We start from the raw sequence: 24,954 nt of genomic DNA, 5'->3' as shown, positions 1-24,954 counted from the left end.
TGAAAAAACCAGGCGTCGTATATTCGTTAGAATGTTTTCCGGGATTGTTCACTAACGGGCAATGTGCGGGGAAAGAGCAATGCATCTTCAATTTCCCTAATCAGACGGGTCAGAAATTGTTCTTGCAGGTCATTTACCGTGTTGGTTGTACTCAAAAATATAGGAATACGAAAAGCACGGTCTACACATGCATCGATAGCGGATGTTGTATCCTTTTCATTATGAATGGACTTAGTTGGACTTGAGGAAGAGGTTCTTAAATTACCGCGGACGGGTGGAAGCTCCGTTACCATGCTTACGGGAGAAAGCTTTTTCATGGCAATAGGCTGAGTCTTAATTTTATTTTTGGGATTACTCAATGTTCACATCTCCAATGCAAGGATCTGGTTTATATTTAGCCCAGTCTATGCACATTAGCCCATTTGTGTGACGTGATACTCGTGAGGGGGCAAGCCCCCTTTACCCCATCAACCGATTACTGTATTTTTTTGAAATTTTACTTCGTACTAGAATGTAATTTATAATAATAAGTTAATATAAACCGCGTCAGGAGGATACAATGGACTTTATCAAAAATCAACTAGACGGAACTGGCATGAGTGAACAAACCATTGGATATCTTTCGAATTTGATCATGGTGTTATTTATAGCTGTGGTCTCCATACTGGCCAATTTTATAGCCAAAAAAATCGTACTGAAGATTATTATCCAAATCATAAACAACAATCGGTACACGTGGGATAAAATCATTGTGGAGAAAAAAGTGTTCCACAACCTCTCGCATCTGGTACCGGCAATTATCATTTATTATTCTGCGTATGTCTTCCCATCCTATCAAGCTTTGATTGAAAAAGCAGCTTTAACTTATATGATCGTCATAACCATCACGGTATTAAATGCGTTACTTAATGCCTTTGATACCATATATCGTTCTTATGAAGTTTCCAAGATCAGACCCATTAAGGGATACATTCAGGTAGCCAAGATCATTCTTTTCATTATTGGAGGCATTATCGTCATCTCGAGCCTCATTGGACAGAATCCATTGATTATTCTCAGTGGACTCGGCGCTTTATCAGCTGTTCTGATGCTCGTCTTCAAGGACTCCATATTGGGACTGGTGGCAGGCGTGCAATTATCATCGAATGACATGGTGCGTGTTGGTGACTGGATTGAAATGCCCAAATATAATGCCGACGGCGACGTCATTGATATTACATTAAACACGGTGAAGGTTATGAATTTCGATAAAACGATCACGATGATTCCGAGCTACGCGCTCATCTCCGATTCATTCAAAAATTGGAGAGGCATGCAGGTGTCCGGTGGCAGAAGGATTAAGCGAAGCGTCTATATCGATACAAGCAGCATAAGCTTTTGCACCAAGGAAATGATTGGCGAATTTCAGAAGATCCACTATCTTACGGATTATCTCGAGACAAAATTAAATGAAATTAACGAATATAACATGGAACACCATATTAATACGGAAAGCATTGTGAATGGTAGACAGCTTACGAATGTGGGTGTATTCAGGGAATATATCCATCAATATCTGAGAAATCATCCGAAAATTCATAAGGACATGACGTTGATCGTGAGACAGTTAGCGCCGGGAGATAACGGGCTACCACTTGAAATCTATGCCTTCAGCAATGATATCACCTGGGGTGTGTATGAATCTGTTCAAGCGGATATTTTTGACCACATCTTCGCTGTTGCGCCGACATTTGGCCTTCGTGCTTTCCAAAATCCAACAGGTCATGATATCGTGCAACTCAAAGAAAGCCCCCAGTATTCGAGAGGATATTGAGATATGTTATTTACCTAATCCAAAATGAATATCAACAGAGGAAGCACCGTAAAGGTGCTTTTTTTTGTTCAAAAAGTGACATATACACTATTTACAAAAATGGAAATAATTAATAGTATATGCATATGGGCATGATTTCCATATTTTCTTTTACACGTATCGTATCTTGAAGCTAGAAATAAAATGTCCCGCTTTGAAGATTGGAAAATTTAATGGAGGTGAATTTCGTGGCACGTGTATTAGTTGTAATGATGCCTGCAGAAGGTCATATCAATCCGACGCTCGGAATAATCAAGGAACTGATAGAGAACGGCGATGAAGTCGTCTACTGTTGTACGGAAAAATATCGGACGAAGATTGAAGCGTTAGGCGCACAATTTAAAGCATACTCCTTCAACGAGGCAACCCTGCTTAACAACCCAGATATGAAGCCATTTGAAATCAAGCACCCTTATCAATTTTTATATATGGTTTTGAAAAAAATTATTCAACGGTTTATTCCAGATGTTCTGAATCTGATCGAAAATGAAACCTATGATTATTTAATTTTTGACTCCTTAATAGGCTGGGGAGGACAAATTTTAGGTGAAAAGCTGGGTATCCCAGCGGTATGCTCAACCACCACTTTTGTTTTTGTGGAGCCTCTCGGATTCGGTAATAAAAATCAACTGAAGGATGACGATGAGGAGGTCAAGAAGCTATATAACGGCATCATCGAGATGTCCCAGCAATTAGCTTCCCAGTTCAATGTAGCTGTTCCTTCTCTGTCAGAACTTTCTGGGCATCCAGGACAACTGAAGATTGTTTATACAAGCCGCTATTTTCAACCCATGGGGGACAAGCTGGACGAAAGCTTTATGTTCACGGGCCCATCTATTACACCTCGTAAGGATGCACCATCCTTCGCAAAGGAATCTCTGCATGCCGTTTATAAACAGGCGGTTTATATTTCGATGGGAACCATTTTAAATAAGGATCTTGATTTTTATAGGCTGTGCTTTACGGCTTTCGGTGATTTGCCTGTGCAGTTTATATTGTCTTCAGGGAAGGACACTGATTTGGAGCCGATTGCTGATCTCATTCCTGACAATTTCATCATCAGACCCTATCTCCCACAATTGGAAGTGTTGCAGGGTGTAGATGCTTTTCTGACACATGCGGGCATGAACAGTACAAGCGAAGCATTGTATTATAATGTACCCTTGGTCATGCTCCCGTTAACCTCGGATCAGCCGCGTGTAGCAGGCCGGGTGCAGGAGCTCGGAGCAGGGGTCATCGTGGATAAAAATAACCTTACACCCGACGTACTGAGAAACGCGGTATTAGAAGTGCTCGGCAATGCCTCCTACAAGGAACATGCTGAGCTTATTGGGAAAACGTTACGCGATGCTGGCGGGTACAAGCAGGCTACTATGGCCATTCATAACTATATGGGCAAACGGTCGTTAACGACCATGCCCATCTCTTCGCTTGAATAAAGAGGCGACTTGCCTCTGTTACAATAAGACGATAAGCCACCACTCCGTATAACGGAAGGGTGGCTTATATTTGATTCATCCGCGTATGGAGGGGTAGAATAAACGGAGAGGGCATATCACCTTTTCCATATCGTTTTAGTATATCTTTCGCAAAGGAGAGTTTACCAGATGAATCATACAATTCCGGAATATACGTTGAATGATGGCTTAAAAGTACCTGCCATTGGCTTCGGTACCTATAGTTTAAAAGGCGAAAAAGGCGTTAAATCCATAGCGTCCGCAATGGATGCAGGTTATCGACTGATTGACACAGCGTATAACTATGAGAACGAGGCGACTGTCGGGAAGGCCATTAAGCAGAGCTCCGTTTCCAGAGAAGACCTTCTCATTTCATCTAAACTGCCAGGGCGTTACCATGCTTTTGAAAAGGCGATTGTAGCCATCCAAGAATCTCTATACAGAGCAGATCTGGATTATTATGATCTATATCTGATTCACTGGCCGAATCCCAAGCAGGATATGTATGTGGAAGCGTGGCAGGCACTCATTGAGGCGAAAAAACGCGGATATATCCGTTCCATCGGAGTTAGCAATTTCCTTCCGGAACACAATGAACGCCTAATTAAGGAGACGGGAATAGCGCCAAGTCTGAATCAGATTGAGCTGCATCCATTCTTTGACCAAGCGGATCAGCGGGAGAAGGATTCGCAGCATGGCATTATTAACGAATCGTGGAGTCCGATTGGTCGTGGTAATGATGCTGTACAAGATATCGTAAAAGATGAGCAGATCCTTCGTATTGCCGAAGCTCATGGCAAAACGGGTACGCAGGTTATTTTGCGCTGGCATACCCAGCTTGGGTCAATTCCTATTCCTAAAGCTGGCTCGCTTCAACACCAGCAAGAAAATATCGATATTTTCGATTTCGAGCTGAGCGAGAAAGAGATGGGAGTCATTTCTTCATATAATCGTAAAGATGGACGACTGTGGAATCAGGACCCGAGTGAATACGAAGAATTTTAAATTGCTGAATTTGAATACGTGCCATACACCGTAAGGTGGGGAAAATGAGTATAAAGGAAACATAGCCTCCTATTCTACAGAGATGTAGATAGGAGGCTTTTTGTTGTATTAAAAAAGTGGATGCAATTGGAGCAGGAGTAATATGGGCGAAGTTAGTGATACAGCTAACTACTCAACCAATTCCTTAGATCTCTGCGCCATATCCTGTAAAACGCGAGCCACCCGACTTTTTCTGCCTTTTGCTTTTCTCTGTATTCTTGCAAGCGATCTTTTATACGCTTCCACATCTGTTTGAAGCGCGAAGTGTTTGGCAGCAATCCGCAATGTTTTCTTTAACAATCGTGCGGAAGAACGTGTTGTTCTGGACCGGAAGCCTCTGCGCAAGATTCGCAGCGTTTTTTTGTAGGTTTGGAGGTCAGCTGATGGTGGTACTACGCAGAATAAATTTAGTGCGGAATCATTGAATCCATAGGTTTCGAGCATGATTTTCAGATTTTCTGTATTGAGCACTTCCCCTCGGAAATGTGTAGGATGTTCTTGATGATAACCTACGACCTCCTTCATACAGTAGAAGGGCACTTTCAAACGATGCAGTCTGTAGCCCAGATCCCAGTCTTCAAGCCCATACAGTACAAACCTTTCATTGAAACCTCCAACTCGATTCAGAAGGCTTCGGCGAATGGAAACACACCGCGTGACGAGCAGCATCCATGGAGCCACATCGGTGCTGGCAAATTGTTTGATGACACCAGGCGGTATTTTGGTTGGGAAAATCACTTTGGACAATGTATCTGTCTGATGAATGATATCTTCCGGTGTGACCAGTGGGACGATTTCATTCGCTGCATCAAATTCAGGACGCCATAAGTTTGAAGGGGTAAGGATTGAACGGCAATGATCTTTTTCCGATGGCGAGAAGTCTGGATAGTAGTGGGTATAAGCATCGGCAAAGGAATGTGGAAAACCCGAAACGACGGCTCTGGGATTTTTACGATGATATTGACGCACGGTTCGAATAAATTCGGGTAATGCCAGAAAGTCAGCATCACAGAAGATAACATATAGCCCTTTGGCATGCTGAAGTCCCAAATTCCGGATCGCTGATCTGCCACGTTGCTCCGTCTGCGATACGTAGGTCAAAGGATATGAAGACTGGAATGCTTGGATCTGTTCTTTCGTTCCATCAGTGGAACCGTCATCAGCTACGATGACTTCGAAAAGGTGCTTCGGGTAGGTTTGTGTCTCTAAGGCTGCCAGAGTAAGCGATAACTGATGGGCCCGATTATAGGTTGGGATAATGATGCTGTAGCGGATCGCCATTCCTGTTTCCTCCTTCACGTTGTTGGACGCTCCTTATGAAAAAAACGAACACGCTCAATTAAGAAGTGATATTAGTTTATTCCATATATGTGGCAGCGACTGGTCAAACACCTTATGATTTTGGAAACGGGCTTGATCGATCTCCTTCTTGCGCTCACGCTCACCGTTCAATCTGGAAATATGATCTTGATCTCTTGCATTCATGTGCAAATCCTGCGTAGCACAAGGAAATATCAAATTTTGGATATGTCGGCAAGAATGGACGATAGCCAATATAGCGGGCAAACGGTAACTTTATGGAGAGCGATGACAGAGCTGCTTATCCACGATACACATTCAATGGGGGGACGTGAAGTGATGAAAAGGTCATGGAGAAAACGACTGACAATTGGTATCTGCCTAATGATGAGTATTGCTGCTCTTGGGGGCTGTTCAGGGGGAAATGGAAGTACAGGTGAAGCAGGAGGAGATGGACCTACCCCCATTTCAATCTGGATGTCGATGAATACCAATGCTTCCATCACACTCAAGAGCATGAATGAAATTACGGCGATTAAGGAATGGGAGAAGAAAACCAATACCAAAATCGAATTCCAGCATCCCGCTGTGGGTGCCGAGACCGAACAGTTCAATGTCATGATAGCCTCAAATCAGCTGCCTGATGCCATGTTTGTCAATGGAGATTACGCCAAGCTATTCAATGATGGTATCATCATTCGACTTAACGAACTCATTGATGAATACGCTCCCAATTTGAAAAAGATCCTGGAAGAGAATCCTGAGGTTGCCAAACAGTTAAAAGCCGACAACGGAGATATCTATGCAATACCGCATCTGCGTCTAGGGGAATACAAAACCTTCGGCGGTACGTTCATCCGTCAGGATTGGTTGGATGAGCTAAAGCTGGAGAAACCGGAAACGCTGGAGGAGTGGGAGACGGTACTCAAGGCCTTCAAGGAGAAAAAAGGCGTAGCAGCGCCGCTATTGTTTGGCGCACCACCCAAAATGAGCACGATGGGACCAGCCGCACCGACATATCTGGAGGCTTACGGCATCACTAATAGTACGTTCATGAAAGATGGCAAGGTGGTCTATGGGCCAATCGAGCCGGAATATAAGGAATTTCTCACGATGTTCCATCGCTGGTATCAGGAGGGATTGGTTGATCCCGATTTTGCTACTAATGACCAGAAAACATACGACGCCAAAATTTTGAGCAGTCAAGCTGGTGCATTTTTCACCTTTATTGGTGGAGGTGTAGGCCGCTACCTGCCCGCTCTGCAGGAAACGGATCCGAACGCCAACCTGACTGCCACACAATATCCGGTGCTGAATAAGGGCGATGAACCACTGTTTACCGGACGTTCCTGGGAGTGGAGCAGTAGCGGTGTTGTGCTCACCAATAGCAACAAACATCCGGAGGAAACGGTCAAAGCACTCGATTATTTCTTCAGTGAAGAAGGACATATGCTGAAAAATTTCGGTGTGGAGGGTCTCACCTACACGATGAAGGACGGTTACCCGACCTATACTGATGAGATTTTGAAAAATCCGGACGGCCTGTCGGTTGCTCAAGCCATGGCCAAACATTTTATTGCGAACTATCCCTTCGTTGGGGAGGATGACGATCGGTACAACGAGCAATATTATCAGCTCCAACAGCAGAAGGATGCGGCGGTTCTGTTCTCCAAATACAGCGAGAATACGCTGAAGGTGGGCCTTCCTCCGACAAGTCTGACGACAGAAGAATCCACGGAATACAGCAAGATCATGAGTGATATTGGAACCTATCGGGACGAGATGTTCGTCAAGTTTGTCATTGGGGTTGAGCCGATTGAGAACTTTGACAAGTTTGTGGATCAGATCAACAAGTTTAACGTGAAACGGGCTATTGAAATTCAGCAAGCTGCCCTGGATCGGTATAACACCAGATAAGGAAGAGATGTCTAAGGGTAATGAAGCCTTTTTACGGCTTTGCTGCCCTGGACGCCCTCTTTGGAATGAAAAAGGAAGGGGATGAAGGAGTTGTCGCACAAGTTTTCCTTGTTATGGCTCAATTACAAAAAGAATAAAGCCATCTATTGGATGGCTCTCCCCGTCGTTTTATATTTTCTCGTCTTCAAATACCTGCCGATGTACGGAGCCATCATTGCGTTCAAAGACTACTCGGTGGGCAAAGGCATATGGGGAAGTGATTGGGTCGGATTGCAGCATTTTCGTGATTTCTTTCAGAGCTATTATTTCTGGCGAATTCTGAAGAATACTCTTTTGCTAAGCTTTTATCAGCTGTTGTTCGGTTTTCCGGCTCCCATTCTTCTTGCTCTTCTGCTTAATGAGCTCAGACATGAAATCTTCAAACGTACGGTGCAGACGATCTCGTACATTCCTCACTTTATTTCCATTGTTGTCATCTGTGGCATGATAGTTGATTTCTCATCCCGAGATGGACTGTTTAACACCATCATTGGTTATTTTGGCGGTCAGAGCAGTGCGCTTCTCAGTGATCCAGCCAATTTCCGTACCATATATACCGCCTCATCGATCTGGCAGGAGCTTGGTTTCTCTAGCATCATTTATTTGGCTGCGCTTAGCGGCATTAACCCCGAGCTCTACGATGCTGCCAACGTGGACGGTGCGAGTCGGCTTCGCCAGGTGTGGCATATCACGCTTCCTGGCATCATTCCGATGATTATGATTCTCCTCATACTCCGCATTGGTGGATTGATGGAGATTGGGTTCGAGAAAATTATTCTGCTCTATAATCCGAATGTGTATGATACAGCAGATGTGATCTCGACGTTTGTCTACCGCAAAGGGATTAGTGAAAGTGCTGAATTCAGCTATACAACCGCGGTGGGTCTCTTCCAGTCGGTCATTAACTTTGCGCTGCTAATCGGTGCCAACCGTCTATCCAAGGTGATATCCAATACGAAACTGTTCTAGCCAAGAACGAGGTGAAGGGAGGGATTTCTTTTGCGAATGAAAAGGTCCATTGGAGAGCGGTTGTTTGGCGGTGCGAACGCGATTCTGATGACAGGGCTGATTATCGTAACCTTGTATCCGCTGCTGCATGTGCTGAATGCATCGCTTAGCGACTCAGGTCAACTCATGGCCCATAGAGGCCTGCTGCTTTTCCCCAAAGGAATTACAATGGAGAGCTACAAGCTGGTGCTAAGCAACCCCAATATTCTGTCCGGATACCGGAATACGATATTCATTGTGGTGGTGGGCACGGCGCTTAATCTGCTGTTCACCATTCTGGGGGCGTACACGTTGTCCCGTAAAAGCTTTATGCTCCGCAATCCGATTATGCTGGCGATTGTGTTTACGATGTTTTTCAACGGCGGAATCATACCGTCTTATCTGTTGATCAACAACACGCTTCATATGGGCAACAGCCTCTGGGCTCTGATTGTACCCGGTTTGATCAGCAGCTATAATCTGATTATTATGCGAACTTCCTTTGCGGAAATCTCGGAAAGTCTACTAGAGTCGGCACGTATAGACGGGGCGGGAGAGATGCTCATTCTGTGGCGGATTGTCGTACCATTGTCCATGCCCGTCATTGCGGTGATGATTCTCTTTTATGGCGTTGGTCACTGGAATTCATGGTTCAGTGCGATCCTGTATATTCGGGACCGGAACCTGTTTCCACTTCAACTGGTGCTGCGAGAAATTCTGATTCAGAACAGTACAGACTCGATGACCACAGGAGCGACCGCTATGGACAAAGAGGCCATCGGGGAAAGTGTAAAATACGCAACCGTCATGGTAGCGACCCTGCCTATATTGTTCATCTATCCGTTTCTGCAGAAATACTTTGTTAAAGGTGTTATGATCGGAGCAATCAAAGAATAGAGTTGCCTTATCAAGCCATACCAAATAACAAACGGTGAGGAGGAGACGCATGAAGAGAAAAAGCATCCTGTTATCCTGGGGCATTTCTTACATGGTCATTCTGCTCATACCGATTGTGATCGGTGCTGCTGTTTTTGCCGAGTCTCGCATGTTGCTTGAGGAAGAAGTTAATCGTTCCAACATGGTGCTGTTATCTCAGGTACAGGAAACCATTGATAACCAGATTGGTGATATTGGCAGCATTAGCAATCAATTAATGGCTGATTCTCAACTCATGAGCTTCATTAATCATGCATCTGAACAGGATGCCCGCTGGAGAGTCATGGGGATTGATCTGATCAAAAACCTGAAATCTACACGCGTCGGAAACGGCTTGATTAGTGAACTATACATTTATATCAAACAACCCGATATCGCGTTGTCCTCGTCTTCACTTATTCAAAAAAATTATCTATACGACATGTTCTATCAGGGCACCAATGTAACCGAGGAAGCATGGACCCGGCTTATGCATGATTCCGGTAAGAGCATGTACCGAAAGATGGAGGTTCGGAGTGAAGATCGACGGATTGAAGACACGCTGGTCTATATTCAGCCGTTTCCTATTCAAAATGGCGCTGAAAGCCCTGCGACCTTCGTTGTTAATCTGGACCCCAACCGATTCCAGCAAGCCATTGATAACGTACGTTTGGAAAAAGAGAGCACCGTGTTCATTCTGGATCACGACGGTCAAACGTTATTTTCTACCGGATCACTTGAAACCCCTTACATGAATGGGGAGGACCTTAATCTTTTCGATGATGCTGGGAAAAGAACGGAAACGATCGATTGGAACGGAGAATCCGTGACCATATCGCAGATTTCTTCTAAGATCCAGGACTGGAAGTATGTATCCATCATACCTACCCGAATCTATGCCAAGAAGCTGACGGTAATCCGCGATATTACGCTTGGAGGCGTTGCTGCAGGACTTATCCTTGGCGGGGTGGCAGCCTGGTGGTTCACCAGACGGAATTACCGTCCGCTGGGACGGATCATGAACATTATCTCGGATAAGGTCAAATGGAAACTGGAACAGCCGGACGATGAATATGGCATTTTGCAATCTGTTCTGATCCAAGCCTGGGAAGAGCAGGATCAATTTGCGAACAGGCTTAAGGATCAGCAAAGCGTTATACGGAGCAGTCTGCTCTCCAAGCTGATGAAGGGAAGGGTACAGGTGGGTGAGGAGTTTGCATCGACCCTGGAACGTTCGGGTATTCGGTTCGAGACGGAATCGTTTGCCGTATTGCTCCTGCACATTGAGGATGTTGAAGGACTGTTCCGTTCCAGAGTACGTGAGCAGGACCAGGAGGAGAAGCACCAATTTGTGCACCTGATTCTGACCAATGTGCTGGAGGAGATGATCGGCTCAATCGGTCATGTATACTCTGCGGACATTGATGGAAGAATTGCGTTCCTGATCAATATTCGGGAGTGTGAGGAGGATACCAGTCATCGGTTAATTCGTGCAGTCGAAGAAGCTCAGCGTTTCATCGGCTCCCGATTCTGCGTGTATTTCTCTGTTGGCGTTAGCCATGTTCATCACCGTATTGCGGAGATCGCAGATTGTTTCCGGGAATCGGAAGAAGCGCTGGAATACAGGCTGATTCTGGGGATCGGTCAAATTATTGACCCGAACCGAATTCGTCGGCCTAAGGAGGAGCTGTATTACCCTCTTGATCTGGAGAGACAGCTCATCAATTATATCGCTACAGGCAATTATGCCCGTTCCACGGAAGTGATGAACGAGATTCTCATGACTAATTTTGCGGGAGAACCCTTGTCTGTTGAACTGGCTCGCTGTCTAATGTTTGAGTTGATTGGTACCTTTCTGAAAGCTACCGAACAGATCAAGACGGATGACCAGAACGAGATGACGCAGCGCAACGATCTGATTCGGCAATTGTTTGCATGTGAGACCTTTGAGGAGATCGAGTCCGAATTGCTTCGGATACTGGAGACGGTATGCCAGACAGTGCATGAGCGCAAGCGTTCCCGCAGTGAGGAATTGAGGGATCAACTGGTGGAATTCATTCATGAGAGTTATGCAGATGTCAATTTGGGCTTGACCCATTTATCCGAGCGGTTTCGTTTTCATCCAACCTATGTCTCCAAGTACTTCAAGGAACAGACAGGGGTCAACGTAATAGATTACATCAACCAATATCGAATTGAGCAATCCAAGAAAATTCTACAGGCAGAGGAACTGACGATCCAGGACGTATCCGAGCGGGTGGGTTTCCTGAACAGCAATTCGTTCATTCGTGTCTTTAAGAAATATGAGGGAATTACACCCGGCCAATATAAGCAAAATAGTAGACTTGTCCAGCAAGAGGGTTGAAGAATATTACTTGTCTAGAGGAGGAACTGTTCCATGTGGAAAAAAGCTATTGAAGATGCACTCCATGTCACCCGGCGTAATATAGATCGATTTGAAGGGCGCTTTCCCCATGTTAGTAATGGGGATGAGCATTATGTGCTTAACGATAATACGGAGTGGACGGCAGGATTCTGGTCAGGCATTCTGTGGTTATGTACGGAGTATACTCAGGACCCGAGGTTTCGTGAGGCAGCCGTGAATAGCGTCGATAACTTCCGTCGGCGAATGGAACAGAAAATCATTTTCGATCATCATGATATTGGTTTTCTCTATTCCTTGTCATCTAAGGCACAGTGGATTGTGGAGCATGACGCAGCCGCAAAAAAGCTTACGATTGAAGCAGCCGATATGCTAATGAAACGCTGGCGGGAGGATGCTGGACTGATTCAGGCCTGGGGACGAAAAGGTGATGTGAATAACGGAGGGCGAATTATTATCGATTGCCTGCTCAATCTTCCGCTGCTGTTCTGGGCGTATGAACAGACCAATAACGAGGAATATCGCCGAATTGCCGAGCTGCATGCGCTGAAAAGCCGCCGTTTCCTCGTTCGTGGAGACGACTCAAGTTATCATACTTTTTATTTTGATCAGACTACCGGAGAGGCCATTCGAGGGGGGACGCATCAAGGCTACAATGATGGTTCTACCTGGACTCGCGGACAGGCATGGGGGATATATGGTTTTGCACTGTGCAGCCGCTATCTGCAAAGTGCAGAGATGCTGGAGACAGCCAAACGTCTTGCCCGTTATTTCCTTGCCCATCTTCCGGAGGATGAAGTAGCGTATTGGGATTTTGATGCCCCGCAAACGCCTGACACGAAACGGGACAGTTCTGCATCGGCTATTGTTGCCTGTGGTCTGCTGGAAATTGCCGGGCGGCTTGATGAAGCCGATTCTGAGCGGGAGACTTTTCGGAATGCAGCGGAATCATCCATGAAATCCTTAATTAATCATTATTCCACGCAGGGCTCGGACACAGCTGAGGGTCTGCTGAAGCATGGTTCTTACTCCGTAAGAGGTGGAGATTCACCTGATGATTACACGATCTGGGGCGATTATTTTTATCTTGAAGCGTTAATGCGTCTGGAACGAGGTATTCCTGGCTATTGGTACGATCGTCAATAAAGTGATTATGAACAAATTCCTTGCCGATGAATCAAAATATTTTGACCCAAAAGAAAAAGCAGCGATTCTTCCGTGACGACAGAATCGCTGCTTTTTAATCTTTATATGTGAATACGTGCTGTTAATTTTGCGTTTTTGGCGCAAGCTCAATGGCGGAACGGATGGCGGCCAACATGCTTTTGTCATCGGCGATGTTTTTACCTGCGATGTCAAAGGCTGTTCCATGGTCTACAGAAGTACGGATAATGCCGCCTTTGAGACCTACCGTAATGTTCACACCTTCTTCAATACCCATGACTTTGATTGGTGCATGTCCCTGATCGTGATAACAAGCCACAACGATATCGAAATCGCCACGGCCAGCGCGGAAGAATAACGTGTCCGCTGGAAGTGGACCAACGACGTTAATGCCTTCCTTTTGCGCACGTTCAATGCCGGGCTGCAGTTTTTCTTCCTCTTCACCATTACCGAACAATCCGTTCTCACCTGCATGCGGGTTGATACCACAAACAGCTACACGCGGATTTTCGAAGCCGGCTTTTTTCAACGTATCATGAGCAAGTTTAACCACAGTGTATGTTCTTTCCGGGTTGATGCTCGCAATGGCATCAATCAGGCCCATATGTGTCGTAAGGTGAATTACTCGCAGATTGGGTGTAGTCAGCATCATGGAGAAATCCTCGGTATCGGTCAGATCGGCCAAAATCTCGGTGTGACCTGGATACAAGTGCCCACCTAGGTGCAAGGCTTCCTTGTTCAGAGGCGCCGTGCAGATGGAGTGGATTTGCTGTTTTTTGGCTAGATCAATGGCTTTCGCCAGATACTGAAATGCTGCATCTCCCGCAACGGCAGATACTTTTCCATACTCCAGATCTGCAGGAATGAGATCCAGATCAATAACGTCCACAGTACCGAATTCATACTTGGCTTCGGATGGCTCATGAATAGCATTTACCTTCAGGCTCGATCCGATGACAGGCAGGACACGCTCCAATATTTTTGCATCGCCAATGACGAGTGGATTGCAATTGTTGTAGACCTCCTGATGGCCCAATGCTTTCATAATGATCTCGGGTCCAATACCTGCTGCATCGCCCATTGTAATTCCTACGGTTGGTTTCATACGGTAACTCCTCCTTTTAATTTTTCAATGGCATGGATGAAGACGTCGGGCTTGCCGAACCCGCCCGCTTTGGTAATCACGTGCAGATCCTCAATTCCAATAAATTTCGATATCGGTACACCAATTTCAAGCTCATCAAGCAGCTCAAAACCACTGATATTCCACTTCATACAGATTTGCTTAGCTGTATCTCCGCCTGTCATGGATACACCTTTGAAGTACCCATTCTCCAGCAGTTTGGCGCAGATTTCACCTATGGCCCGTACAATTTCATTGCTGACCTCGGTGTGATTAAGTCCTCTGACTTCACCCGTAGCACGTGCCAGTTCAATATCTACCTGTTCGGCGGTTGAATAGAGAACAACGTCATTGCCTTCCACGGCTTTGGCCATCACTTCCTCATACACACGCTCGATTTCTTGCTCACGATCTGCCGATCCCGATACGGCTTTGAAGGAGTGGAACGGAATGGATGATACGTTAGTTTTCTGTAGCAACAGCTTGAGCTGCTCACGAGAGTTTTTGTTCACACTCCCTACAACGGTGAGGATTGGACCTGGATTTGCCGGAATGGTCAATTCCGCAGACTTGGCTCCCAAGCCGTAATGAGTGGGAAGGTAGTTCGCAATTCCCGCCGATCCTGCCCAGGCAAATGAATAATCCAGCTTGCTGGTGATGCTTAGAACCTGCTCCAAATGCTGCTCATCTGTCGAGTCGACGAGGATATAGGGAATGCCTTTTGCCTTAAAGGTTTCCAGTTGCGTCTTCATATGATTTGTACCCGATTCAAGATCACTCACCGTAATCTCGCCCACTTCATACTTGGTCTGGAGCTTAAGCAAATCCGGAAGATATGAAAGGGTCACAGGTGTCTTCGGATCATTCGCAATCTCGGTATCGGCCAGTGGAACCCCGTTCAGATAATGTGTGCCATTAAGAATGGTGCGGTTGTTCTTAGGATAGCCCGGGGCAATCATCATGAAGTCCGGTTTGACCACATCGTACAAAGCGTCGATCTCGATCCCGATGTTTCCGCGCATGGTTGAATCCATTTTTTTGAAAATGGTGCCAAATCCGTTCTTTAACAGCAGTTCGGCTGCTCGACTAACCCGCTGATACGCATCCTCCGGTGTGATGGAACGGCTATCGGTATCAAAAACGACCGCGTCGTAATTACGAATGTTATCTTCGTCCATGTTGAATAGTACGCTTGTCTTTAATCCATGACGGGCAAGCTGCACCCCGCTGTCATTGGCGCCGGTCAAATCATCTGCAATAATGGCTAATTTCATGCAGTCATCCCTCCTTGAAAATCAAAATTAAATATAAGTCCGGTCAGCTAAATTTAATGCATTTATGTGGACGGTCTTTGATTGTATTTCTCGACACCGCCTGATTTCTCCAGCCTTTTGGAAAGGAATCCGATGAAGATCGGCAGCAGAATGGCGGTTGTCACAACACTCGCCGCAATCTGCACGGTAGCGATTTCAGCAATTGGAGCAAATGAAGCATTGGCAGCCACGATGGCAGCAGGTGTACCTACAGCGTTACCGGCTGTGGAACCTTCCGAAGCTCCGACAATAGGATTCCAGCCAATGGCTTTGAAGAGCAGGTAGCCGACGCCGCCAGTAATCAATACAGTAATTACACCCAGCATAATGCCGCTAAGTCCGCCTTGAATGATGGACGAGAAGTTGATTCCCATACCCAGTGAAAAGGCGAAGAATGGAACGAGCTTGTCGCTGCCTTTGTGCAGCCATTCAGCAAGGTTGCGATCCAGGTTACCGATAACAACACCGACGATCAGTGGAAGCAGTACGGCTACAAAAGCCATCGGGGAGAACATGCCGTTGGCGAAGCCCATCGCACCGAAAATAGAGAGTGCAACCATGGTAAGAAAAGGTCCATCGCTGAGTGCGAGGAACGGATAAGCCGCCTTGTCATCTTCTTTGCCATATTGTCCGGCCAATGCGATGTACAGTCCACCATTGGAATTCGTCATTGCAGCGATAATAGCAAGCGGTGCCAAACCAAGGAATAAACCATTGGAATCCGCAAAATAGATGGCGATCAAACCTAATACTGCACCAACTGCCCACTTGAACACAAGCAATGTAACGCCTTTACCAACCGAAGAACCTGCTGTCTTGAACGTAATTTGTGTACCAGCAATCAACAGGAACAGGGCGATCAATGTACTTGAGCTATTTACGAACAGGGCTTCCGTGAAACCCCCGATTCGCAAAGCATTCGGAAAGAATGTGTTAATGGTTGCACCGAGCAACAGGGGAACAACCATCATACCGCCAGGAATACGATCTAATGTTGCTTTAATGTTCATAGTAGTGGCTCCTTATGAAGTAATCGTTTTTATAAAGCGTTTGCAGGGACTATGTTATCCCATATTGTTTATTTTAGCAACACTTAATTATTGTAAATTTTAAGTAATAGTTATAAGTGTTTAATTATGCAACACATATAATCATAAAAAAAGCGTAAACCTAAAGTTACTCTTTAAGTTTACGCCATAACGTGGCACGGTTAATCCCCAAGCGATCGGCCGCCTTGGATTGATTATTGTTTTCCTCATGTAGAACGAGTTGAATAATCTCTTTTTCGATTTCTTTCAGCGTACCACTAAGCTTCATCGTATTGGGTGAGGGCTGTTCACCGAGCAGATGTGATAAGGTCTCAGCTGAGATCACGTAGTCCTGTTCGTTCAGTGCAGCCTGTTTGATAAGATGCCTCAACTGGTTCACTGTCATATGCGGAACTTGATTTCTAATTAGCTGCAACGCATCCTCTTTCATCTTCACCGCAACCGTTCCATACTTCTGGTAGTAATCACTGAGGAAATGCTGGATTAGTGGCGCAAGATCCTCCTGCCTGTCTACAAGGCTCGGCATAATGATCGTATTCAGCTCGACATCCAGCGTTCTGTTTGAATTCAATCCCTTTTCCCCCAGGATGAATACCCCGATCTGCCTCTGTAGACAGGTCTGAATGAATGAGATCAATTCCTCATCCTTCGAGCCATCTTCCAAATGATTAATTTCCACGTTGCGAACTTTGGAGAGGGGGATTTTGTGCAAATGGCCTGGAGGAACCTGAGCAAGCTCGATTTGGAGCATCAGCCCACCGCTGGAGTACATCTGATGAATATGTTTTACCAGAAAAGACTTGCCCGAATCCGCTTCACCTAGTAGATAAATGGGTTCATGGTTCTCGTAAACCGCCCGGATATTTTTCAATACGGCCTGCATGGCAGGGGATTCGGCAACGATCGGCTCCATGGATATATCGGTATATGCCGTTATGCCGAATTGTGCAAAAGCATAGGGCTGTCCTTTTTCAAGGGAGTATACTTTATAGGTTTTGTTATTTAACGTCGTTTCATAGGCCGTTACCGTAAGTTGGTAATCATCCACGATGAACACATTTTGAACTTGGGATTGATGGAAATCCAGGTTGGTATTGGTGAGATAAATGTGATTATCGGTGAGTGGATTCTGCTCAAAATCGGTCAAATTCTCAAATACAACCTCGTTCTGCTCGTTTAAAACAAGAAGATTAGGATGCTCTTGGGTGACCAGATTGTTCAGTATGACGGAAATTGCGTGATTTTTGCTTAAGTACCGATATACCAACTGTGCATCTTCAAGCGCTCTGAGGATGGATTCCTTGCCAGACTGGATCAGCAATCCTTCCATTCCATAGGTTTTGGCTGTATTCACGGTGATAACATCTCCAACAATCTGACGGTACCCTGACGCTTTCAGCTCCAACAGCAGCCTTGCCACATCCTCGGAGCTGCGTATGGTATACACCTTTAAAGGCAGTTCCATCAGATCGATAATCGATTGTGCCCCTGAAGTAATGTTGGCAAAGCCAACGATAGCGGTTTGGCCGTTGAACTGGCTTGCGAGCGTTAGCGAACGAATCATGTCATATCCGGATAACTGCACATCAATGACGGGGATGGTTACGGCATCCTTGATTAGTTGGGCAGTACCGCCGCGGCTAATCATAATCTCCGCTCCGTTTCGTTCAGCTTGGGCCGCCAATTCGGCGCCTTTCATCAGGTCACCCACCTCATATTGAATGGCCAACTGGGGGAATAGCGGAATACATTCTTCTATAATAGTAGTCATGGATTCGTAAGGGGCGATAATATGAACTCGTGTACGCATAATTTTCCTGCCTTTTATAAAAATCATTCATAGTTCCTGCTGGTACATCAGACCAGAGGGCTTTCCTTATTATAGCCAACTTGCAGAGGAATGGCATCCCTGGGCCAGCGGAGTTAGTAAAGCAACCAATCAAAACGCGAAAAAATATTTATTTGCTTTGCGCAAACAAATAAATTATGATCAGATTGGAGGTGATCATTTTTGGCAAGTAATCGAGATGAGCTGGAGAAGTTGGCTTACGGTACGTTAAGAATAGTTAAAGAATTTACGCATGCACAAAATCTTCGGTCAGATCTGGACCGTCTAACGTTTGAGATTCTGTTGTTTGTCAAGGAACAGGGAGCTGTGAGGATCACGGATATTGCCAGCAAACTAGATTTGAATCCCTCATCAATCACCCGGAGAATTCAGGGATTGAAACTGTCTGGTCATATCGTTGCGGTCTCAGATCCGAATGATTTACGGTCCAGTTTGGTTACCTTATCTCCATTGGGAGAAGAGGAATTATCTGATTTCCTGAAAGTGAGTATTGATGGTTTGGCACATATCTTGCGCGATTGGAAAGACAGTGAGGTTCAGATGTTTGCCGAACAGTTATTAAACTATGCGGATTCCATGCGTACATGGCGTCTGGCTAAAGGAGCGGACTCAAATGTCGGCCAAAAATGAAAACCCTGACCAAAGTAAGCAATATGCTAATTCGGGTAAATTCAACGCGAGAATTCATTTGCATAAAACATACAGCACGAATCCATATCCCTGGCCTCTTTGGGTCTTTGATCAATTTCCAAAGAAGGATCATCTCAGGGTTTTAGAATTGGGTGGTGGAAACGGATTATTGTGGATGGCCAATGCCGAGCGCATTCCTGATCATTGGGATATAACCATTACAGACAAATCGTCGGGGATGCTTCAGGATGCCCAGCGCAATCTTGCTCATCTTGGGGAACGTGCCCAATGGAGTGTCATGGATGCAGAGAAAATTCATTATCCCAATGAAAGCTTTGATATCGTAATCGCGAATCATATGTTATATCATCTTGGGAATTTGGAGAGGGCATTGTCCGAAATCGGGAGAGTGCTTAAGAAGAGCGGGACCTTTTATGCAAGTACCATCGGTTCACGAAATATGGCCGAGATGAAAGAGTTGGTAAAAGAATTTAATCCTGATAGCCAATATGACAGTGTTCTTGGCATGATTGAGTCGAAATTTTCCATGGAGAACGGAAAGCAACAACTTGAAAATGCCTTTACTGATGTGCAATTACATGTGTATGAAGACTCGCTTTCCATAACAGACTCAGACGCAATCGTCGAATATGTATTATCCATGAATGGGTTGGAAGGAAATGAACAAGTCATGAGTCTTCAGGAAGCGCAAGCGTTTAAAGTCTTTTTAGATGGGAAAATGAAAGAATCAGATGGGAAGATACACATTAGCAAGACTTCTGGAATGTTCTCTTGTACAAATGCCAGAATTGTTCATTCTTCAACTAATCCATCCTAGATGGACTCCTTGTCAGATTGGATCAGCAATCGATCTAAACCATAGATTTTGCCATATTCACGGTGATGATATCACCAACATTCTGGAGGTACCCGATGCTTTCAGCTCCAGTAGCCTTCCCGTAGATTCCTACTAAAGTTTACGTCTATGAACACATGCTATAATAATTGGAAATGGGACAGAATGTTGGGGGTATGTAATGAAAATTGTACTTAAACGAATGGGTTATGGTGCACTGGCTTTATTGGGTATCCTGCTATTGTTCATAGCGATTAGTTTCACGAATCATACAATAAAATTAAAGAAAGAATCGGCTATACTATCACCCCCAGGTGTAATGGTTGATGTTAATAATCACCCAATGCATGTCTACACAGAAGGTGCCGGAAAACATACACTGGTCTTTATGTCAGGTGGGGGCACATCTTCCCCTGTATTGGATTTCAAGGCGCTCTATTCCAGATTGTCGGATCAATACAAGATTGCTGTTGTTGAGAAGGCAGGCTACGGCTTCAGTGCAACGGCAAAGGTCCCTCGTGATATCGATACGATGTTGGAAGAAACCAGAACAGCTCTGACGTTAGCGGGAGAAACACCACCCTATGTGCTATTTCCGCATTCTATGTCGGGCATAGAAGCACTATATTGGGCACAAATGTATCCAAATGAAATTGAGGCTATCATTGGTCTTGATCCTGCTATTCCACAAGTTTATGGAGAGTATCCTCTACCTTCATTTGGAATGAGGAGTCTTACAGGTCTAGGAGCTCGTGTCGGAATAACCCGTTTTTTCCCCGACATTGTTAACTCGTCCGCCGCAATTGAAGAGAAGAGGTTGTCCTCCCAAGATGAGGAGATCTATAGGGCATTATTTTATAAGAAAACGCAGACACTGAACATGAATGAAGAAGTTGAAATGATTAGGAATAATGCAGCACAAGTTTTAGAACGAGGTATTCCGGATGTGCCCATGTATTTTTTTATATCTAATGGAGAGGAATTACCTATCGAGAACTGGAAAAATTACTTAGTAAACTACGTTGAGTCTGTGAAAATTGGGCGCTATCTGTTATTACATAATGGTCATTACGTTCATGATGCTGATCCCGGTCTAATTGCAGAGGAAAGTATCAAATTTATAGAAGAACTGTGAATAAGGAAAAGGAAAACAATGATTTCGGAAAAGTTTTTAGAATAATGAGACGACACCATAGGTGCTCGTCTTTTCTTTTATAACGTAAGGGGATTATGTCACGCTTGGATTACTTCAGATTTATTGTTGCAGTGGCAGTAAATGAAACCTTCAACCTTATATTCATGTATTATAGTACATATGAACTGATCGAAGGAGGAACGAATGATGGGAATCTTATCGAGGTTTAGGGACGTGATGAAAGCGAATGTGAACCATGTGCTGGCTCGGACGCAAGATCCGGAGAAGACGGTGAATGAATATATGCGGAGCTTGAGCAGTGATCTGGGTCAGGTGAAGGCAGAGACGGCAGCGGTTCTCTCGGATGAGAGCCGGGCGAAGAGGGCTTTGGACGAATGCAGTGCAGAGATTAAGAAATTACAGCGGTATGCAGAGAAATCTGCGGAGTCCGGTGATGAAGACAAGGCACGTGGTTTTCTGGAAAAGAAGGCAGAGCAGGCTGAGAAACGGAATGAATTACAAGCTGTTTATGATCGGGCTTCTGCCAAAGCCAAAATGATGAAGCATATGCACGAGAAGCTGGTTGCGGATATGGGGCAATTGGAAGCACGACATACGGAGCTGAAGGGCAAAATGGCGGCTGCCAATGCGCAACAACAGGCCAATGAACGGAACGCCTCCGCTGCCAATGCGAGTGCTGCTCTAAAGGCGATGGAAGACAAGGCGAATCAGGCACTTAACGAAGCTGAGGCTTTGGCTGAACTTCGTGCTGGGGCACAGGAAGATGATTTGGATGTACTCATTGCGCAGTTGGAGCAGCAAATGAATGCCGAAGCGGGTAATAATGCACAGGTGACGCCTAGTCCAGATGAAGAGCTTGCAGCAATTCAGAAGAAATTGGAAGATAAATAACGATATATATCATGTAGTACATTTCGTTAAACATTGAGGTGAGCAAATGCCGGTAATCGAGTACAAGTGTCCCAACTGCGGCAGTGGAATGCTTTTTGATAGTGCAACTGGAGCGTTGTCCTGCCCCAGCTGCGGACGACAGGATAATATCGAACAGATCCCCGATCCGCTGAAGAAACAGGTGTTCACGGAGAATGAGGTCAAGGAGTATCACTGTAACAGCTGCGGCGCGGATATTGTGACTGAGCCGGAGACAAGTGCAACGACATGCAGCTTCTGTGGAGCCGCCGTTGTTCTGAGTGATCGACTGACGGGAGATCTGGCACCGGCCATGGTCTTACCCTTTTCGATCAGTAAGGATGAGGCCAAGCAGGCGTTCAAAAAATGGTGCAGAAACGGCTTGCTGACACCTAGCGGATTCATGACAGCTGACCGGGTCAAGAGCATTACCGGGATATACGTGCCCTTCTGGTTATATGAGTTACATAATAAAATTGAAGTTCATGGCCGTGGCACAAAAATCAGAACCTACACGCAGGGTGATTATCATTACACGGAAACACAGCATTTTGATATTTACCGGAGAATCCGGCTGAATTATGTGAATCTGCCCATTGATGCTTCGGAGAAAATGAAAGATGAACTGATGGATAAGCTGGAGCCATTTCCGTATAACCAGTTAAAGCTTTTCAAAACCCCGTATCTCGCCGGGTATATTGCGGAAAAATATAGTTATACGGATGAGGAGCTGTACCCACGCGCCAAGGAAAAAACGAGCTCTTATATCGATTCTTATATTGCATCAACGGTTTCAGGCTATAACAGTGTCAGTTACACAGATAAACAGATCGATACTACGTTAAAAAATGCAGACTATGTGCTGCTCCCGGTATGGATGGTTTACTATGACTACAATCGTTCGCAGTATACCTTTGCCATGAATGGTCAGACAGGTAAAGTGGTGGGAAAACCGCCCATTAGCAAAGCTAAAGTTGCTGGATGGTTTGCAGGGATTTCAGCCGTTTCTTTGTTGTCATTGAAACTGGTCTCCTGGATGATGGGAGGTGGATTCCTGTGAGAAAAGGAAAACATTTGGCATGGATGGCAACACTCATTTTATTTGTGATTACCCTCGCTTCTCCATTGATTCCAATGTCAGTAGCATCGGCAGCAGATAGCAAGAACCTGATTTACGATGAAGCTAATCTGCTGAACGAGCAGGAGAAAAGTGAACTGAACGCATTGGCGAATGAGTATGGGGCGGAGAGGCAGACGGATTTTGTTATTCTGACAACGAATAATACAGAGAATCAGGATGTACAGCTGCTAACCGAGGATTTCTATGATGAGCACGCTCTTGGGTATGACAAAGCGAATGGAAATGCGGTCATTCTGACGATGGACATGAATAATCGGGAAGTGTATTTGGCTGGATTCTATAAAGCTGAAGATTATCTGGACAACGGTCGGCTGCAATCAATCCGAAGCAGGATTACCTCTGAATTATCTAGTGGGGATTACAAACTCGCTTTTGAGAAATATATTAAGCTTTCCTATAAATATATGGGGTATGAACCTGGTGTGAACCCGAACAATATTTTATTTAACGGTTGGTTCCAATTAGGAGTATCTGTATTAATCGGAGGCGTTGTTGTTGGGATTATGACTTACCGTTCTGGCGGACGTGTGACGGTCAACCGGGCGACCTACGAGGATTCGAGTACTTCCAGCGTAATTGATCGTCAGGATCGGTATATCCGTACAACGGTAACCAAACGCAAAATTGAGAAGAACAACAATAACGGTGGCGGTGGGGGCGGAGGTACCAGCCGAGGCGGTCATTCGCACAGTGGTAGTAGAGGATCTTTCTAGCAGGAAAAACAACAACTCAACTTATGTCATGATGATGCAAAATGCTTACTATAGAAGGGATGGGAACGAGTATGGGATTTTTCAAAAATCAATTTTCAAATGTGGTGGAATGGGAAGAGTTCAGAGATGATATGATTTTCTGGAAGTGGAGTAACCGTGAGATCAAGAAGGGAAGTAAATTGATTATCCGTTCGGGGCAGGATGCGATCTTCCTGAATAACGGCAAGGTGGAAGGGATTTTTGAGGACGAAGGGTCGTTTAATATCGATTCCGAGATCATTCCGTTTCTTTCTACCTTAAAAGGCTTCAAGTTCGGATTCAACAGCGGCATGCGGGTCGAAGTGCTATTTGTGAATACGAAGGAGTTTACGGTTCGGTGGGGTACGCAAAGTCCGGTATTGATTCCAACTCCTCAACTTCCAGGTGGAATGCCGGTTCGTGCGAATGGTACGTTTAATTTTAAAGTGAGTGACTATGTTACATTGATCGATAAAATTGCGGGTATCAAGCAGAGCTATCTGGTCGAGGATGTTAAGATCCGGATCACGTCTGTGCTGGATCAGTTGCTAATGAAATGGATTAGCCGTGAGGGTAAGGACATGTTCAACCTGCAGGCGAATGCTTCGGATATTGCCAGAGGAATTCAGGAAGACCTGGATATGCAAATGATGGACATCGGGATCGGTATCACAGGTTTCCAGGTGATGAGCTTCAATTATCCGCAGGAGATCCAGGATATGATTACGAAGACCGCTTCACATGAAATGATCGGCAATTTGCAAAAGTATCAGCAGGTCAGCATGACTGATGGCATCTCATCCGGTAAAGTTAAGGGTGGCGGCGCTGCTTCGGATATGGCGGGCATGATGATGGGCATGAACATGGCGAATGAAATGATGAAGAACATGAATCAGAACCAGAACAACCAGAATCAGAATTCGGATCAAAAGCCTGCGACTAATCCAAACAGCGATGCAGGTGCATCTTCTTCGTCTGGAGACAATAAAAAGCCGAACTTCTGTCCGAACTGTGGCGCCAAGAATGAAGGAGCAAATTTCTGTCCAAACTGTGGTCAGAAGTTGGGTTAACCTATATATAAATATAAGAAGGGCTTACTCTAAGGTCAAACGTTGGAGTAGGCCCTTTTTTCATGCTATT

General features: G+C 45.2%; 21 protein-coding genes. 15 read left to right on the top strand and 6 right to left on the bottom strand.

Features of this window, described 5'->3' with window-relative positions:
- Positions 1–26: 26 nt before the first annotated feature.
- A complete protein-coding gene (locus G3352_RS31710) occupies positions 27–359 on the bottom strand; it encodes a hypothetical protein (protein WP_481856305.1) in 333 nt (110 codons plus the stop codon).
- Positions 360–559: 200 nt separating this feature from the next.
- Between G3352_RS31710 and G3352_RS17485 the strand changes: the two genes are divergently transcribed.
- From G3352_RS17485 to G3352_RS17475, 3 genes are all read left to right on the top strand, one after another.
- Positions 560–1,813 carry a mechanosensitive ion channel family protein gene (locus G3352_RS17485; RefSeq protein ID WP_163758352.1) on the top strand — a complete coding sequence of 418 codons (1,254 nt, stop codon included), beginning with the start codon at positions 560–562 and terminating at the stop codon, positions 1,811–1,813.
- Positions 1,814–2,040: 227 nt separating this feature from the next.
- Positions 2,041–3,291, top strand: coding sequence for a macrolide family glycosyltransferase (locus tag G3352_RS17480; protein WP_163758350.1), 1,251 nt, complete (start codon positions 2,041–2,043; stop codon positions 3,289–3,291).
- A gap of 168 nt (positions 3,292–3,459) precedes the next feature.
- Complete coding sequence (locus tag G3352_RS17475) at positions 3,460–4,314, top strand: aldo/keto reductase (RefSeq protein ID WP_163758348.1); 855 nt, start codon at positions 3,460–3,462, stop codon at positions 4,312–4,314.
- Between the two features lie 168 nt (positions 4,315–4,482).
- Here G3352_RS17475 and G3352_RS17470 read toward each other — a convergent pair whose 3' ends face one another.
- Positions 4,483–5,634 (bottom strand): glycosyltransferase family 2 protein, encoded by a 1,152-nt coding sequence (locus G3352_RS17470; protein ID WP_076291974.1) that lies wholly within the window; start codon positions 5,632–5,634, stop codon positions 4,483–4,485.
- Positions 5,635–5,880: 246 nt separating this feature from the next.
- Here G3352_RS17470 and G3352_RS17465 point away from each other — a divergent pair, with 246 nt between their 5' ends.
- The 5 genes from G3352_RS17465 to G3352_RS17445 all read left to right on the top strand — a co-directional run bounded on the left by G3352_RS17465 (position 5,881) and on the right by G3352_RS17445 (position 13,039).
- The gene (locus G3352_RS17465) at positions 5,881–7,569 is read left to right on the top strand and encodes an extracellular solute-binding protein (RefSeq protein ID WP_240343126.1); all 1,689 of its coding nucleotides are present in this window, start codon (positions 5,881–5,883) and stop codon (positions 7,567–7,569) included.
- 81 nt (positions 7,570–7,650) lie between these two features.
- Positions 7,651–8,577, top strand: a complete 927-nt coding sequence (locus G3352_RS17460; RefSeq protein ID WP_076291973.1) for an ABC transporter permease — start codon at positions 7,651–7,653, stop codon at positions 8,575–8,577.
- A gap of 30 nt (positions 8,578–8,607) precedes the next feature.
- Positions 8,608–9,492 carry a carbohydrate ABC transporter permease gene (locus G3352_RS17455; protein WP_072735774.1) on the top strand — a complete coding sequence of 295 codons (885 nt, stop codon included), beginning with the start codon at positions 8,608–8,610 and terminating at the stop codon, positions 9,490–9,492.
- Positions 9,493–9,541: 49 nt separating this feature from the next.
- Positions 9,542–11,875: a helix-turn-helix domain-containing protein gene (locus G3352_RS17450; RefSeq protein WP_163758346.1), complete on the top strand. Its 2,334-nt coding sequence runs from the start codon at positions 9,542–9,544 to the stop codon at positions 11,873–11,875.
- 33 nt (positions 11,876–11,908) lie between these two features.
- On the top strand, positions 11,909–13,039 hold the full coding sequence (locus G3352_RS17445) for a glycoside hydrolase family 88 protein (RefSeq protein WP_163758344.1): 1,131 nt from the start codon (positions 11,909–11,911) through the stop codon (positions 13,037–13,039).
- Positions 13,040–13,160: 121 nt separating this feature from the next.
- Here the strand turns inward: G3352_RS17445 and pdxA are convergent, their stop codons facing one another.
- The 4 genes from pdxA to G3352_RS17425 form a co-directional block, all read right to left on the bottom strand.
- Entirely contained in the window at positions 13,161–14,162 is a 1,002-nt protein-coding gene (pdxA, locus tag G3352_RS17440; RefSeq protein ID WP_163758343.1) for a 4-hydroxythreonine-4-phosphate dehydrogenase PdxA, read from the bottom strand.
- On the bottom strand, positions 14,159–15,454 hold the full coding sequence (locus tag G3352_RS17435; protein WP_163758341.1) for a four-carbon acid sugar kinase family protein: 1,296 nt from the start codon (positions 15,452–15,454) through the stop codon (positions 14,159–14,161). The genes pdxA and G3352_RS17435 overlap by 4 nt, the downstream gene beginning before the upstream one ends.
- 62 nt (positions 15,455–15,516) lie before the next feature.
- Entirely contained in the window at positions 15,517–16,503 is a 987-nt protein-coding gene (locus G3352_RS17430; protein ID WP_063566472.1) for a 2-keto-3-deoxygluconate permease, read from the bottom strand.
- A 166-nt stretch (positions 16,504–16,669) separates the two neighbouring features.
- Positions 16,670–18,379, bottom strand: a complete 1,710-nt coding sequence (locus G3352_RS17425) for a sigma-54-dependent transcriptional regulator (protein WP_240343125.1) — start codon at positions 18,377–18,379, stop codon at positions 16,670–16,672.
- A 174-nt stretch (positions 18,380–18,553) separates the two neighbouring features.
- Between G3352_RS17425 and G3352_RS17420 the strand changes: the two genes are divergently transcribed.
- The 7 genes from G3352_RS17420 (at position 18,554) to G3352_RS17390 (ending at position 24,884) form a co-directional block, all read left to right on the top strand.
- Positions 18,554–19,021, top strand: coding sequence for a MarR family winged helix-turn-helix transcriptional regulator (locus tag G3352_RS17420; protein ID WP_163758339.1), 468 nt, complete (start codon positions 18,554–18,556; stop codon positions 19,019–19,021).
- Positions 19,005–19,859, top strand: coding sequence for a class I SAM-dependent methyltransferase (locus G3352_RS17415; protein ID WP_163758337.1), 855 nt, complete (start codon positions 19,005–19,007; stop codon positions 19,857–19,859). Before G3352_RS17420 ends, G3352_RS17415 begins: the two co-directional genes overlap by 17 nt.
- Before the next feature lie 199 nt (positions 19,860–20,058).
- The gene (locus tag G3352_RS17410) at positions 20,059–21,012 is read left to right on the top strand and encodes an alpha/beta fold hydrolase (protein ID WP_163758335.1); all 954 of its coding nucleotides are present in this window, start codon (positions 20,059–20,061) and stop codon (positions 21,010–21,012) included.
- A gap of 207 nt (positions 21,013–21,219) precedes the next feature.
- Entirely contained in the window at positions 21,220–21,924 is a 705-nt protein-coding gene (locus G3352_RS17405) for a PspA/IM30 family protein (RefSeq protein WP_205524920.1), read from the top strand.
- A gap of 46 nt (positions 21,925–21,970) precedes the next feature.
- The gene (locus G3352_RS17400) at positions 21,971–23,002 is read left to right on the top strand and encodes a TFIIB-type zinc ribbon-containing protein (protein WP_063566469.1); all 1,032 of its coding nucleotides are present in this window, start codon (positions 21,971–21,973) and stop codon (positions 23,000–23,002) included.
- A 23-nt stretch (positions 23,003–23,025) separates the two neighbouring features.
- The gene (locus tag G3352_RS17395; protein ID WP_163758427.1) at positions 23,026–23,796 is read left to right on the top strand and encodes a TPM domain-containing protein; all 771 of its coding nucleotides are present in this window, start codon (positions 23,026–23,028) and stop codon (positions 23,794–23,796) included.
- Positions 23,797–23,867: 71 nt separating this feature from the next.
- The gene (locus tag G3352_RS17390; RefSeq protein ID WP_163758331.1) at positions 23,868–24,884 is read left to right on the top strand and encodes an SPFH domain-containing protein; all 1,017 of its coding nucleotides are present in this window, start codon (positions 23,868–23,870) and stop codon (positions 24,882–24,884) included.
- Positions 24,885–24,954: the final 70 nt, after the last annotated feature.

This window comes from Paenibacillus sp. ALJ109b (assembly GCF_010747435.1).
GTDB classification, from domain to species: domain Bacteria; phylum Bacillota; class Bacilli; order Paenibacillales; family Paenibacillaceae; genus Paenibacillus; species Paenibacillus taichungensis.
This window is presented reverse-complemented; position numbering and strand designations above follow the sequence as displayed.

Excerpts from the sequence above, each read along its gene's own strand:
- G3352_RS17485 (WP_163758352.1), top strand. The coding sequence starts at position 560 with ATGGACTTTATCAAAAATCAACTAGACGGAACTGGCATGAGTGAACAA.
- G3352_RS17475 (WP_163758348.1), top strand. The coding sequence starts at position 3,460 with ATGAATCATACAATTCCGGAATATACGTTGAATGATGGCTTAAAAGTA.
- G3352_RS17470 (WP_076291974.1), bottom strand. The coding sequence starts at position 5,634 with ATGGCGATCCGCTACAGCATCATTATCCCAACCTATAATCGGGCCCAT.
- G3352_RS17465 (WP_240343126.1), top strand. The coding sequence starts at position 5,881 with ATGTCGGCAAGAATGGACGATAGCCAATATAGCGGGCAAACGGTAACT.
- G3352_RS17460 (WP_076291973.1), top strand. The coding sequence starts at position 7,651 with ATGAAGGAGTTGTCGCACAAGTTTTCCTTGTTATGGCTCAATTACAAA.
- G3352_RS17450 (WP_163758346.1), top strand. The coding sequence starts at position 9,542 with ATGAAGAGAAAAAGCATCCTGTTATCCTGGGGCATTTCTTACATGGTC.
- G3352_RS17445 (WP_163758344.1), top strand. The coding sequence starts at position 11,909 with ATGTGGAAAAAAGCTATTGAAGATGCACTCCATGTCACCCGGCGTAAT.
- pdxA (WP_163758343.1), bottom strand. The coding sequence starts at position 14,162 with ATGAAACCAACCGTAGGAATTACAATGGGCGATGCAGCAGGTATTGGA.
- G3352_RS17435 (WP_163758341.1), bottom strand. The coding sequence starts at position 15,454 with ATGAAATTAGCCATTATTGCAGATGATTTGACCGGCGCCAATGACAGC.
- G3352_RS17430 (WP_063566472.1), bottom strand. The coding sequence starts at position 16,503 with ATGAACATTAAAGCAACATTAGATCGTATTCCTGGCGGTATGATGGTT.
- G3352_RS17425 (WP_240343125.1), bottom strand. The coding sequence starts at position 18,379 with ATGATTTTTATAAAAGGCAGGAAAATTATGCGTACACGAGTTCATATT.
- G3352_RS17415 (WP_163758337.1), top strand. The coding sequence starts at position 19,005 with ATGTCGGCCAAAAATGAAAACCCTGACCAAAGTAAGCAATATGCTAAT.
- G3352_RS17410 (WP_163758335.1), top strand. The coding sequence starts at position 20,059 with ATGAAAATTGTACTTAAACGAATGGGTTATGGTGCACTGGCTTTATTG.
- G3352_RS17405 (WP_205524920.1), top strand. The coding sequence starts at position 21,220 with ATGGGAATCTTATCGAGGTTTAGGGACGTGATGAAAGCGAATGTGAAC.
- G3352_RS17400 (WP_063566469.1), top strand. The coding sequence starts at position 21,971 with ATGCCGGTAATCGAGTACAAGTGTCCCAACTGCGGCAGTGGAATGCTT.
- G3352_RS17395 (WP_163758427.1), top strand. The coding sequence starts at position 23,026 with ATGGCAACACTCATTTTATTTGTGATTACCCTCGCTTCTCCATTGATT.
- G3352_RS17390 (WP_163758331.1), top strand. The coding sequence starts at position 23,868 with ATGGGATTTTTCAAAAATCAATTTTCAAATGTGGTGGAATGGGAAGAG.